Source organism: Luedemannella flava (assembly GCF_039528515.1).
Taxonomy (GTDB): Bacteria; Actinomycetota; Actinomycetes; order Mycobacteriales; family Micromonosporaceae; genus Luedemannella; species Luedemannella flava.
This window is the reverse complement of sequence record NZ_BAAALT010000023.1, coordinates 1-13046: the sequence shown is the minus strand read 5'-3', so window position 1 is coordinate 13046 and position 13046 is coordinate 1. Positions and strand designations below refer to the sequence as shown.

The window sequence follows — 13046 nt, the reverse complement described above, 5'->3', positions numbered from 1 at the left end:
AACATCGGCCCGCCAGCCGCCGCACGTACGCCACCGTCCGCCGGCGCGGGCCCACGGTGTTCGGGGTTCGGGTGTCCACTCGCTAAACGCGCCGAGTCCGAGGAGCGGCTTGGAATTCGCCGACTCTCAGCGCCACGCCGTCTACCACCACGTAAGGCGGACCGCCGCGCCAGCACCTGGGCAACGGCATGCCGGCCACCCCGGGCCTAGGCCTCCGAGTTCGGCCCGCGCCCAACCCAAGCGACTGCAGGGGTCGCCCCTTGCGGCGGGGTCATAGCGCCGCCGGCCAATCGACCATCAACGCACCCCAGTCCTGAGAATCCACGCCTACCCCGGACCCACGGCCTCACGACGAGCCGCGTAGCGTCCGCTCGCGCCGCCCTCGGTCCTCCGCCATGGGGCTCGGTGCCGCGCCGACGGGCCCGCTCGGGCGCACGGATCAGCAGGGGAGCGCTTTTGCGTCCGCCAAAACGACTACAGGGAATGCCTGTCGCCATACATGACTGCGGGCCGGACACCGACTGGTGTCCGGCCCGCGTCAGCTCAGTGACCCCTGGGGTGCCGGCGTCAGGTGGTGCCCTGCTCGCCCTTGAGCCCGATGATGCCCACTATGCGCTCGAGGTCGTCCACCGTGGCGAACTCGATGCTGATGCGGCCCTTCCGGCGGCCGATGTCGACGGTGACCCGCGTGTCGAACCGGTCGGAGAGCCGCTCCGCCAGATCGTTCAGGCCGGGGGCGTGCGGCTTGGCGCGACGCGGCGCGGGCGCCTTCTTGGCCGACGAGCCGTCCCCGACCGCGACGGCCACGGCTTCTTCCGTCGCCCGTACGGAGAGCCCTTCGGCGACGATGCGGGTCGCCAGGGCGTCCTGCTGTTCGGCGTCCTCGAGGCTCAGCAGCGCTCGGGCGTGCCCAGCCGACAGCACGCCGGCGGCGACACGGTTCTGCACCCGGGCAGGGAGGTTCAGTAGGCGGATGGTGTTCGAGATCTGGGGCCGACTGCGCCCGATGCGGCGCGCCAACTCTTCGTGGGTCGCCCCGAACTCCTGCAGCAGCTGCTGATAGGCGGCCGCCTCTTCGAGCGGGTTCAGGTTGGCCCGGTGGATGTTCTCGAGCAGCGCGTCGCGCAGCATCGCGTCGTCGCGGGTGTCGCGGATGATGGCCGGAATCTGGTCGCGGCCGATGGCCTGCGCCGCGCGCAGACGCCGCTCACCCATCACCAGTTCGTACGCGCCGGGGGCGGTCTCCCGCACGACGATCGGCTGCAGGAAGCCGACCTCCGCAATGGAGACCTTCAGCTCCTCCAGCGCCTCCTCGTCGAAGACGGCGCGCGGCTGCTTCGGGTTCGGCGTGATGGACTCGACCGGCAGCTCGGCGAACCGCGCCCCGGGTACCGGCGCGAGCGCCGGCTGCTCCGGCTCGGCCACCGCGACCGCGGCTCGGACCCGCTCGGAAGCGGCCTCCGGCGCGACCGCGACCGGGGCCGCAGCCACCGGCGGTGGTGCGGCGGCCGGCGCCGGCGGCGGCGTTGCGGGACCGGTGGGAATCAGGGCACCGAGCCCACGACCGAGGCCACCCTTGGGCTTCTCGCTCATGCCGTCGCCTCCGCTTCGCTCCGGCGCCGCCATGAGTCAACACCGAGCCGATGATTCGCTCGCTGACGCTCGCTCATGCCGGGGCTCCCATTGCCGCGCCGCGGGCGGCGATCTCGAGAGCCGCCTCGAAGTAACTCGTGGCTCCACGGGAGCCCGGGTCGTACGTCATCACAGACTGACCGTAGCTGGGCGCCTCGGAGACGCGCACATTGCGGGGGATGACCGCCTGGAGCGCCTTGTCGCCGAAGTGCGCGCGTACATCCTGCTCCACGGCGTCGGCGAGGCGGGTCCGCCGGTCGTACATGGTGAGGAGGACGGTGGTGACGTCGAGGCGCGGGTTCAGGTGTGCCTTGACGAGCGCGATGTTGCTCGTCAGCTGCTGCACGCCTTCCAGCGCGTAGTACTCGCACTGGATAGGGATCATGACCTCCGCGGCGGCCACCATCGCGTTGACGGTCAGCAGCCCCAGGGACGGGGGGCAGTCGATGAAGACGTAGTCGTACTCGCCCTTGTGGTTCGCCAGCGCGCGGGCGAGCCGGGACTCGCGGGCGACGACGGAGACCAGCTCGATCTCGGCGCCGGCAAGGTCGATCGTGGCCGGCACGCACCACAGGTTCGGGATGCCCTGCACCGGCTGGACGATGTCGTCGATCGGCGTGTTGTCGATCAGGCAGTCGTAGACGTCGGGGATGCCGGCGTGGTGGGGAACGTCGAGGCCCGTGCTCGCGTTGCCCTGCGGGTCGAGGTCGATGACGAGAACCCGGTTGCCGTGCAGAGCGAGCGCCACCGCGATGTTCACGACACTCGTGGTCTTGCCGACGCCGCCCTTCTGGTTCGCCACGCCAATGACCCGGGTGTGCGGCGGCCGGGGCATGGTGATCTCGCCGGACGGGTTGAGGATCTGCACAGCCCGTCGGGCCTCCTGTGCCAGCGGTGGATCGTCGTTGCCGCCGCCCTCCGCGTAGTGCCCCGCCGGAGCCTCTCCGGCTACAGCCGGTGCGGGCGGGCTCTGGGAAGCCTGCGGCGACGCTGCCGAGGGCGTGTAGACCGGCATCACCTCGGTCGGCTCGGCCGCCGGATGGGGCCGGACAACCGGGTAGTCGCCGGAGACCTCGATGGCGACCACCGAGTTCGCGCTGAATCGGGGCTGCGGCACGGCGCCCGGTGAGTCGTATGTTTCACGTGAAACATCGTCCGGGTAGGGGGCGCCGTAGCTCGGCTGTCGAAACTCAGGGGAGCTGTACGATCCGTTGTCCTGCACCGTGTCATCCTCGTCCGCGTCGGATGGTTGTGCATCGCCAAGGTCGGGTCGCATGGTGGGGCTAGCGGGACCGGAGTGATCTGAGGCACTCGTAGAGTCTGCCGCGACAGGCCGGTCCGTAGTGACGATGCTTGGCCAGCCTACGGCCGAGACGCGAGCAAGGCTACGGCTGGTGTCGTCATCCACAGGATCGGGCCACGCATCCGACTGTCGATAAATGACAAACCCGGGCAGTACGCCCATGGCACAGCCGAGCCGCGTCTTCGGCTCCGCCGGCCAACCGAGCCCTCCCGCCCCGCCGGTCCTATGCCGGACGAGAGTCGGGGCGGTATTCCTACCGGGCAAGGGCGTGGCCAGGGGCAGCCGCGACAGAGCCCTGGGACCGGACGGGAACACCACGGTCGAGCCGCCCGCCTGGACGCGCTCCGCCGGCGCGGTCGGCTCCTTCGCCATGGACGACTCAACAACCCCCGCCGGACCGTCAGGCACATCCGGTCCAGCTGACCTGAGTTCAACGGGGGTGGCAGGGGCGGCCGGCGCGACCGACCCGGGTTCGACAGATGCGGAGGGCACGTGCAGGCCCGCGGACCGGCCGAGTTCGACAGACGCGGTGAGGGCGAGCGGGCCGGTCGGCGCGCCGGGATCCTGCCGCACGCCAGACTCGACGCGCCCTGCGGCCTGACGTTCGGCGAGCGCCGTGGAGGGTTCGCGCTCCGCCACGGCCGGCCGCTTGGCCGCGTTGCGCCGGCCGGACTTCTTGCGCTTGCCCACGATCGTCTCCCGCCATCACGCGACATCCGCCCGTGAACGAGAACGACCGACCCTGGCCGGAGGCGGCGGGCCCTATCCCGGCGATCGGACAGACAACACGGGACAGCGCCTAGCGACGCCGGGGCCGGGACCGAGCACCGGCTGGCTTGTCCGCGCGGACGCGCTTCGGGACCGGCCCACCGACCACCCGCTCGCGGACGATCTCAATGACGGTGGTCGCCTCGGCGAGCGTGCCTTCGCCGCACTGGCGCAGGGTCGGCCGCCCGCCGCCGAGGCGCTCGACCGCGGGCGCGTGCGTGGCGATCTCATCGGCCGCCGAGGCGCCCTTGAGCGCGAGCATCCGCCCGCCGGGGACGGCCAACGGCAGGCACCAGCCGGCCAGCCGGTCGAGGGGCGCGACGGCCCGCGAGGTGACGACGTCAACGGGGAGCCCGGCCGGCATCGCCCGTCCGGCGCACTCCTCGGCCCGGGCCCGCACCACGCTTGTCGTGGCGAGTTCGAGCTTCTCGACCACCTCGGTGAGGAAGGCCGTCCGACGCGCGAGCGGTTCGAGAAGTATGACTGTTAGATCCGGACGCGCGATGGAAAGCGGGATTCCGGGCAGGCCCGCCCCCGAACCCACGTCGACCACCGAGGCGCCGGTCGGGATCAGCTCGCCGACGACCGCGCAGTTGAGCAGGTGTCGCTCCCAGACGCGGGGCGCCTCGCGCGGGCCGATGAGTCCGCGCACCACGCCGTCGGTCATCAGCAGTTCGGCGTAGCGCTCGGCCAATGGCAACCGGTCGCCGAACACCGCGACGGCCGCCGCACGCAACTCCGCCGGCGGCGCGGGGTCGACCGGCGCGGCATCACCCGACGCGTCGGTCCCGCCGGAGGACCCGGAAGCGGAAGCCGGAACCGAGGACAAGGACGGAACCGAGGCGGAGGAACGTGGCATGCGCTCTATTCAGCCACACCGCCCCGCAACGGCAGTGGCCGCCCACGGAATCCGTGGGCGGCCACTGCCGAGACGATGAATTAGTTGGTGCGGCGCACCACGATCCGGCGCGAGGGCTCGACGCCCTCGGACTCGCTCTCCACGCCGGCCATCGCATTGATCACGTCGTGCACGCACTTGCGCTCGAACGCGGACATGGGCTCCAGGCGCACCGGGTCACCGTGCTCCTTCACCCGCTCGGCGGCGTTCTTGGCGACGGCCGTCAGCTCCTTGCGCCGGGTCGCCCGGAAGCCGCCGACGTCGAGCAGCAGTCGCGACGGGCTGCCGGTCTGCCGGTAGATCGCGAGCCGGCTCAGCTCCTGCAGCGCCTCCAGCGTCGAGCCGCGCGAGCCGACCAGGCTCTGCAGGCCGCTGCCGACGACCTCGACGAGCGGACGGCCGCTCTGCACCATCTCGTCGATGTCGCCGTCATAGTCGAGGATGTCGAGCAGGCCCTCGATGTAGTCGGCCGCGATCTCGCTCTCCCGGAAGAGGTCGTTCTCGGAGGGAGCGCGGTCCTCCTCCTCGTCGCCCTCTTCGTCCTCGTCCGACTCCTCGTCATCCTCGTCAGACTCCGAGCCGAGCGCGACCTCGTCGAGCTCCTCGTCCAGTTCGGCGTCAACGACCTGGCCGGCACCCGCCTCGGCGTCGATGTCGTCAACGTTGTCGGCGGGCGATGCGTTCGTGGTGTCGCTCACGGGTCATTCTCTTTCGCAGGGTCGGGGCGCCGGCTGGGCTGGCACCGTCTCGACGACGACTTGGGGGACTGGCTGGCCTCGTTTCGCGCCGCGGTCCGGGTGGTGGGGGCGCCCGCACCTGACGGGCGCACCGGACCGGTCGCGTTACTTCTTGGCCGTGCCGCCCTTCTTGGGGTTGACCGGCTTGGCACCGGGCTTCGGGGCGAGCGCCTTGCTCTCAACGACGGGCTTGGCGTTGCTGGGTTCAGTGTCCGCCTTGGTCTTACCAAACAGGCCCGACTTCGTGGCCTTCGCCGCGCCGGACTTGCCGTCCGCCCCCGTCTTCGTCCGCTTCATCGGGGTCGAGCCCTCGGTCACCGGCGGCGGGTACTTCCGGAGAACCCACTGCTGCTGGCCCAGGGTGAACAGGTTGTTCGTCACCCAGTAGAGGATCACGCCGAGGGGGAAGGCCCAACCGGAGACGAGCAGACCCAGCGGGATGCCGTAGAGCATCAGCTTCTGGATCATGCGCTGCTGCGGGTCCGCGTTCCAGCCGGTCTTGAGGATCATCTGACGGCTGGACAGGTAGGTCGTCGCCATCATGATCAGAACACAGACAGCTGCAACGATCTTGGTGTTGAGGCTGGTCGATCCGAGGGATACGAGCAGCGCCTCGGGCGAGCTGAAACTGCCCGGCAGCGGGGCGCCGAACAGCTTCGCCGCCGTGGCGCTCTTGAACTGCTCCGTGGTCCAGCCGTAGAGCTCCGTATTCGGATTTGTCGGAGACAGCCGCTTAAGGACGTGGAACAGGCCGAGGAAGACGGGGATCTGCACGAACATCGGCAGGCAGCCCATCAGCGGGTTGGCCTTCTCCTTGCGGTACAGCTCCATCATTTCTTTCTGGAGCGTCTCGCGGTCACCCTTGTGCTTCTCCTGCAGCGCCTTCATCTGCGGCTGGAGCGCCTGCATGGCCCGCTGCGACCGGATCTGCTTGACGAACACGGGGAAGAGCAGCGCCCGCACCGTGATCACCAGGAAGACGATCGCGAGAACCCACTCCCAGGTGGTGGCAAGGAACTCCCTGCCCGGCAGGATCGCGTCCCACAGAACGTGCCAGCGCAGCAAGATCCACGAGATGGACCAGTAGATCCACTCCAACATCAGGTCACAGCTCCAGGTGGGTCAGGGGGCAGGCGGTCTCGGGTGCGCGCCGGCGGCACCGGGTCGTACCCACCGGGGTGGAACGGCTGGCAGCGCAGCAGCCGCCAGATCGCCAGCCGCAGGCCACGCAGTGGGCCGTGCGTGGCGATGGCCGTAAGGGCATACGCGCTGCACGACGGGTGGAAGCGACAGCGGGCCGGCAGCGCCGGGCTCACCCATCGACGGTACGCGACGATGGGAAGCGCCAGCATTCGGGCACCGAATGTGGTGGGCTGAGGCACGTCAGTCATGCGCCACCGCCCCTCGGTCGGGGCGACGCGGCCCACGCGGGCGGCGCGGCCGTTGCGCGGCGGCGAGCGCCGCGTCCAGATCGCCCTCAAGCTCAGCGTACGTACGGGAGCTGGCGCCCGGGAGCGCCCGGATCACGACGTCCACGCCCGCCGGCAGCGCGTCAAGGCGTACCCGCATGAGGTGGCGCAACCGACGGCGGACCTTGTTGCGGACGACGGCGTTGCCCACGGTTTTGGGCACGACAAAACCGGCACGGGCGACGAGGGTGTCGTCGCTCCGTGCCGGTGTTTCGGAACTTGTCGTCGGGGCCGCGAGGTGAACCACCACGGTCCCGGAGCCGGCACGTCGGCCGGCGCGGACCGCCGCGGCGAACTCGTCGCGCCGCCGCAGGCGTCGCGCGGCCGCCAGCACCCGGGATCCCCGAAGGACCTCAGGCCGAGAGGGTTGCGCGGCCCTTGGCCCGGCGCGCAGAGAGGATGGCGCGGCCGGCACGGGTGCGCATGCGCAGCCGGAAGCCGTGGGTCTTGGCGCGCCGGCGGTTGTTCGGCTGGTACGTGCGCTTGCTCACGTCACGTTCTCCGTCTCGATGCTCGCGGACCGGCGTCAACCGGCCGCGGGGAAGCTGTCTGTGCCGCACCAGAATATCGCGCGGCCAGGATGAACCCTGCCGCCGGGTAGGCCGGCAGCCGTTCCAGGGTACTGGCGGGGCTCCCGGCGGGCAAACCGGACAGCGGGCACGGACGCGGGTTGAGGGGATGTGGATAACCCTGTTAGCCTGCCCCGTTGCGGCATCGGCGGCGGCGCCGGAACAAGCCTCAGGGTGTGCAAAACCGGACCCGTACCTCAGTCGTTGCTCGCTTGAGGGCACCCGACGCGAACAGCGCCCGACGGTGACGCAACCGTCAACTTCCGGTTGATACACAGGCTGTGGACAACCTGTGGACAGTGCGTGGCAGCCAACGGGCGACAGGGGTGGGGCAGTGACCGAGCACAACGATCACGGCGAGCGGACGGACCTGCTCAGCGACCTCGCCGCCGTGTGGAGCGCGGCCACCGACACGCTCGCGGATGAGATCATCTCGCCGCAGCAGCGGGCGTTCCTGCGACTCACCCGGCTCCGCGCGATCGTCGACGACACTGTTCTGTTGTCGGTGCCCGACGCGTTCGTACGCGACAACATCGAGCTGAAGCTGCGCCCGGCGATCACCATGGCGCTCTCCCGGCACCTGGGCCGGGAGGTCCAGGTCGCGGTGACGGTCCGCCCGCCCGAGGAGGCGACCCGCGAGGCGCTCACCGCCCCGACGGTGGCGCTGTCCACGATCAGCCCCGGCGGCGACCTGGACTTCCTCAACGGGTACAACCAGCCGGTCGCCAGCGCCTCGGCGCACGTGCCGTCCCACGGGGCCGGGCTGCCGCCGCACGTGCCGGCGAGCCGCGAGCCCGAGCCGAGCTTCGAGGCGCTGCGCGCCGAGAGCGGCCCGGGCCGGCACAGCCTGGAGGACCGCCGGCCGGCGCCCACGGACGGGGGCAACCGGCTCAACCCGAAGTACACGTTCGAGACGTTCGTCATCGGCTCGTCCAACCGGTTCGCCCACGCGGCGGCGGTCGCGGTCGCCGAGTCGCCGGCCAAGGCGTACAACCCGCTGTTCATCTACGGCGACTCAGGTCTGGGCAAGACGCACCTGCTGCACGCGATCGGCCACTACGCGACGAGCCTGGGCAACGCCCGGTCGGTGCGGTACGTGTCGACCGAGGAGTTCACGAACGACTTCATCAACAGCGTGCGTGACGACAAGACGAGCGCGTTCCAGCGCCGCTACCGCGACGTCGACATCCTCCTGATCGACGACATCCAGTTCCTGGAGACCCGCGAGCGGACCCAGGAGGAGTTCTTCCACACCTTCAATACGCTGCACAACGCCAACAAGCAGATCGTCATGACGTCCGACCGCTCGCCGCGGCAGCTGGCGACGCTGGAGGACCGGCTGCGGACCCGGTTCGAGTGGGGTCTGCTGGCCGACATCCAGCCGCCGGACCTGGAGACGCGTATCGCGATCCTGCAGAAGAAGGCGGCGCAGGAGCGGTTGTTCGCGCCGGCCGAGGTGCTGGAGTTCATCGCGTCGCGGATCGCCAACTCGATCCGCGAACTGGAGGGCGCGCTGATCCGGGTGACGGCGTTCGCCAGCCTCAACCGCGCGCCGGTCGACCTCGGCCTCGCCGAGGAGGTGCTGCGCGACTTCATCCACGACGGCTCCGGCCCGGAGATCACCGCCGACCAGATCATGAGTGCGACCTCGGAGTACTTCGGGGTGAGCATGGAGGACCTGCGCGGGCACTCGCGCTCGCGGGTCCTGGTCAACGCCCGCCAGGTCGCCATGTACCTGTGCCGCGAGCTGACCGACCTGTCCCTGCCGCGCATCGGGCAGGCCTTCGGCGGCCGCGACCACACGACCGTCATGCACGCCGACCGGAAGATCCGCCAGCAGATGGCGGAGCGGCGCTCGCTCTACAACCAGATCGCCGAGCTCACCAACCGGATCAAGCAGACGCCATGACAGGTCCTTGCTATCCACAGGCTGTGGACAAGATCTGGGGACAAACGTGTGGAACATCGCTGCCCGTAACTACTCCAATTACGGAGCGTGAGTTTTCTTTGTCCACAACCCAGGGGATAACCATGTGGGCAACCGGTGGACAACCATGTGGACGAAGCCTGTGGATGTCGGAGGGCGGCCTTAGTGTGGATAACCTCCGGGGTTTTCCACCGGATAACGCACAGGCTACGCACAGGGCCAAAGACCGTCCGACCAGCGTGGACACCGGGTTTTCCCCAGTTTCCACACCACCGACTACGACGACGTCTTTTATCTCTAAGAGAAGAAAAAACAATCATCAGCGTGTGGGGATCTCCGGAGGCATCGCATGAAGTTCAACGTTGAGCGGGACGCGCTCGCCGACGCGGTCGCGTGGACGGCGAAGAGCCTGCCGTCGCGCCCCTCCGTGCCTGTACTCGCCGGAGTGCTGTTGCGGGTGGCGGACGGGCACCTGACCGTCTCCGGGTTCGACTACGAGGTCTCCAGCCAGGTGACCCGACCGGTGCACGCCGACTCCGACGGGGCCGCTCTCGTCTCGGGTCGACTGCTCGCCGAGATCACCAAGTCGCTGCCGAACAAGCCGGTTGACGTCGCCGCCGTGGGCAGCCATGTCGAGGTGGTCTGCGGCAGTGCCAGGTTCACGCTGCCGACGATGCCCGTGGAGGACTACCCCACGCTGCCGCAGATGCCCGAGAGCGCCGGCACGATCGAGGCCGCCGTGTTCGCCTCGGCCGTCGCGCAGGTCGCCGTGGCCGCCGGCCGTGACGAGACCATCCCGATGCTCACCGGCGTCCGGCTCGAGCTGGAGGGTCCGACCCTGACCATGCTCGCCACCGACCGCTACCGCGCGGCCGTCCGCGACCTCACCTGGCGGCCCGACGACGCCGACGTGAACACCCAGGCGCTCGTGCCCGCCAGGACGCTCGCCGACACCGCCAAGACGCTCGGCCCGCTCGGCGGCGAGGTGACCCTCGCGTTGTCGCGCGGCGGCGTGGGCGAGGGCCTCATCGGCTTCGCCGGCGGCGACCGGCGCACCACCAGCCGGCTGCTCGACCCCGACTTCCCGAAGATCCGTTCGCTCTTCCCCGACCAGTACGCGGCGACGGCCAAGCTCGGCGTGGCCGGGCTGACCGAGGTCGTCAAGCGCGTGTCCCTGGTCGCCGAGCGCACCGCCCCGGTGCGGATCAGCTTCGCCGAGGGCGAGGCCGTGGTCGAGGCGGGCACCAGCGAGGACGCGCGCGCCAGCGAGGCGCTCGAGTGCGACTACTCCGGCGAGGCCATGACGGTCGCGTTCAACCCGGGCTACCTGCTCGACGGGCTCGCCGTGCTCAGCACGGCCACGGCGCAGCTGGGCTTCACCACGGGCATGAAGCCCGTTGTCATGACCCCCGTCGGCGAGGACGGCGAGGTCGTTGCCGGCTACCGGTACCTGATCATGCCGATGCGGGTGGGCGGCTGAGCATGGTGGCCATGGGCCGCTAGAGTCGGCAGGCGTGCGCGGGCTGTGCCGGCCCGCCGCGTCGGCTCCCCCAAGGAGGGCGAGGAAATGCAGCTGGGAATGGTGGGTCTCGGCCGCATGGGCGGCAACATGGCCGACCGACTGCGTGCCGCCGGGCATCAGGTGGTCGGCTACGACCGCGACCCGGCCGTGTCCAACGTGGCGAGCCTCGCCGAACTGACCGCGAACCTCGAACCGCCCCGCGCTATCTGGATCATGGTGCCGGCCGGCGTCACCGACGCGACGATCGACGAACTGACCCCGCTGCTGGGCGAGGGCGACATCATCATCGACGGCGGCAACTCGCGGTTCTCCGACGACGCCCCGCGCGCGCAGCGTCTGGCCGGCCTTGGCATCGGGTACGTCGACGTCGGCGTCTCCGGCGGCATCTGGGGCAAGGAGAACGGGTACGCGCTCATGGTCGGCGGCGCCGACGAGCACGTGCAGCGCCTCATGCCGATCTTCGAGACGCTCAAGCCCGAGGGCGAGTTCGGCTTCGTGCACGCCGGCCCGGTCGGCGCCGGTCACTACGCCAAGATGGTCCACAACGGCATCGAGTACGGCCTGATGCACGCGTACGCCGAGGGCTACGAGCTGATGCTCAAGTCCGAGCAGGTCACCAACGTGCCTGAGGTGATCAAGTCGTGGCGCGAGGGCACGGTCATCCGGTCCTGGCTGCTCGACCTGCTCGACCGCGCGCTCGACCAGGATCCCGGCCTGGAGAAGCTCGCCGCGTACGCCGAGGACACCGGCGAGGGGCGGTGGACGGTCGAGGAGGCGATCAAGCACGCGGTGCCGATGAACGTCATCGCCGCGTCGCTGTTCGCCCGCTTCGCCTCCCGTGAGGACGAGGCGCCGTCGTTGAAGGCGATCGCCGCGTTGCGCCAGCAGTTCGGCGGCCACGCCGTCAAGACCGACTAGGCGGCGCGCCGTGTACGTCCGGCGGGTCGAACTCACCGACTTCCGGTCGTACCCCCAGGCTTTTATTGATCTTGAGTCGGGGCCGTCGGTGCTCATCGGGCCGAACGGGGTCGGCAAGACCAACCTCGTCGAGGCCCTCGGGTATGTGGCGACCCTGGCCAGTCACCGGGTGTCGACCGACGCGCCGCTGGTGCGGGTCGGCGCGACGCGGGCCATCGTCCGGTGCGCGATCGTGCACGAGGCCCGCGAGCTGCTCGTCGAGCTGGAGATCGTGCCGGGCCGGGCCAACCGGGCGCGGCTCGGCCGGTCCCCGGTCACCCGGCCGCGCGACATTCTCGGCGCGTTGCGGATGGTCATGTTCGCGCCGGAGGACCTGGCCCTGGTGCGTGGCGACCCGGCGGAGCGCCGGCGGTACCTCGACGACCTGCTCGTGGCGCGACAGCCCCGGTACGCCGGGGTGCGGGCCGACTACGAGCGGGTGCTCAAGCAGCGCAACGCCCTGCTGCGCACGGCCTACCTGACGCGGAAGGTGAACCGCCGGCGCGGCGGGGTCGACTCGACCGAGTCCGATCTCGCCACCCTCGACGTGTGGGACCACCACCTCGCCCGGCACGGCGCCGAACTGGCCGACGGGCGCCTCGCGCTGTGCGCGGCGCTCGGGCCGCACGTCGCCAAGGCGTACGCGGCGGTCAGCGCCGGCAAGGGCGAGGCGCGGCTGGCCTACGAGGCGCGGTCGTGGTTCCCGGAGTCGGGCGCGGTCGGCGGGCGCGACGAGATCGAGCAGGCGCTGCTGGGCGCGCTGCAGGCGGCGCGGGCCGCCGAGATCGAGCGCGGCGTGACACTGGTCGGGCCGCACCGCGACGACCTGGCGCTTACGCTCGGCGAGCTGCCCGTGAAGGGGTACGCGAGCCACGGCGAGTCCTGGTCGTACGCGCTGGGGATGCGGTTGGCCGCGTTCGAGCTGCTGCGCGCCGACCGGATCGAGCCCGTCCTGGTTCTTGACGACGTGTTCGCGGAGCTGGACGCTGGGCGCCGCGAGCGCCTCGCGGCCCTGGTCGCGAACGCCGACCAGGTGCTGGTGACGTGCGCCGTCCCCGAGGACGTGCCGCCGAGCCTGGCCGGGGCGCGGTACCTGGTCGGAGAGGGGCAGGTGAGCCGTGGCTGAGCAGGACGCCGGCGCGAACGGACGCGCGGTGGGCCGCGCCTCCGTCGGGCCGTCCGAGGGTGCCGGCGGCGGGTCGGGCGAGGCCGTGTCCGGGCCCGCGTTGGCGCGGGCCGCGCTGGAGGCCGCTCAGGCCCGGCG

At 70.6% G+C, this 13046-nt stretch carries 12 protein-coding genes; 4 read left to right on the top strand and 8 right to left on the bottom strand.

The features are described 5' to 3' along the window. Positions 1 to 567: 567 nt before the first annotated feature. From ABD211_RS05440 to rpmH, 8 genes are all read right to left on the bottom strand, one after another. Positions 568 to 1593 carry a ParB/RepB/Spo0J family partition protein gene (locus ABD211_RS05440; RefSeq protein WP_344126843.1) on the bottom strand — a complete coding sequence of 342 codons (1026 nt, stop codon included), beginning with the start codon at positions 1591 to 1593 and terminating at the stop codon, positions 568 to 570. A 73-nt stretch (positions 1594 to 1666) separates the two neighbouring features. Further along, positions 1667 to 2749: a ParA family protein gene (locus ABD211_RS05435; protein WP_425560352.1), complete on the bottom strand. Its 1083-nt coding sequence runs from the start codon at positions 2747 to 2749 to the stop codon at positions 1667 to 1669. A gap of 985 nt (positions 2750 to 3734) precedes the next feature. Further along, positions 3735 to 4562: a 16S rRNA (guanine(527)-N(7))-methyltransferase RsmG gene (gene rsmG, locus ABD211_RS05430; RefSeq protein WP_425560351.1), complete on the bottom strand. Its 828-nt coding sequence runs from the start codon at positions 4560 to 4562 to the stop codon at positions 3735 to 3737. Positions 4563 to 4642: 80 nt separating this feature from the next. Next, positions 4643 to 5212: a Jag family protein gene (locus ABD211_RS05425; protein ID WP_344126882.1), complete on the bottom strand. Its 570-nt coding sequence runs from the start codon at positions 5210 to 5212 to the stop codon at positions 4643 to 4645. Between the two features lie 231 nt (positions 5213 to 5443). After that, positions 5444 to 6442 (bottom strand): membrane protein insertase YidC, encoded by a 999-nt coding sequence (yidC, locus tag ABD211_RS05420; protein ID WP_344126880.1) that lies wholly within the window; start codon positions 6440 to 6442, stop codon positions 5444 to 5446. Then, entirely contained in the window at positions 6439 to 6690 is a 252-nt protein-coding gene (gene yidD, locus ABD211_RS05415; protein ID WP_425560350.1) for a membrane protein insertion efficiency factor YidD, read from the bottom strand. Before yidD ends, yidC begins: the two co-directional genes overlap by 4 nt. A gap of 31 nt (positions 6691 to 6721) precedes the next feature. Continuing rightward, complete coding sequence (rnpA, locus tag ABD211_RS05410; protein ID WP_344126837.1) at positions 6722 to 7141, bottom strand: ribonuclease P protein component; 420 nt, start codon at positions 7139 to 7141, stop codon at positions 6722 to 6724. Positions 7142 to 7160: 19 nt separating this feature from the next. Next, positions 7161 to 7298 carry a 50S ribosomal protein L34 gene (gene rpmH / locus ABD211_RS05405; protein ID WP_344126835.1) on the bottom strand — a complete coding sequence of 46 codons (138 nt, stop codon included), beginning with the start codon at positions 7296 to 7298 and terminating at the stop codon, positions 7161 to 7163. A 448-nt stretch (positions 7299 to 7746) separates the two neighbouring features. Between rpmH and dnaA the strand changes: the two genes are divergently transcribed. From dnaA to recF, 4 genes are all read left to right on the top strand, one after another. Further along, the gene (gene dnaA / locus ABD211_RS05400; protein WP_344126878.1) at positions 7747 to 9285 is read left to right on the top strand and encodes a chromosomal replication initiator protein DnaA; all 1539 of its coding nucleotides are present in this window, start codon (positions 7747 to 7749) and stop codon (positions 9283 to 9285) included. Between the two features lie 367 nt (positions 9286 to 9652). Beyond that, on the top strand, positions 9653 to 10783 hold the full coding sequence (dnaN, locus tag ABD211_RS05395) for a DNA polymerase III subunit beta (RefSeq protein WP_344126833.1): 1131 nt from the start codon (positions 9653 to 9655) through the stop codon (positions 10781 to 10783). Positions 10784 to 10828: 45 nt separating this feature from the next. Beyond that, complete coding sequence (gene gnd / locus ABD211_RS05390) at positions 10829 to 11743, top strand: phosphogluconate dehydrogenase (NAD(+)-dependent, decarboxylating) (protein WP_344126831.1); 915 nt, start codon at positions 10829 to 10831, stop codon at positions 11741 to 11743. A 10-nt stretch (positions 11744 to 11753) separates the two neighbouring features. Beyond that, positions 11754 to 12908: a DNA replication/repair protein RecF gene (recF, locus tag ABD211_RS05385; RefSeq protein WP_344126829.1), complete on the top strand. Its 1155-nt coding sequence runs from the start codon at positions 11754 to 11756 to the stop codon at positions 12906 to 12908. Positions 12909 to 13046 lie beyond the last annotated feature (138 nt).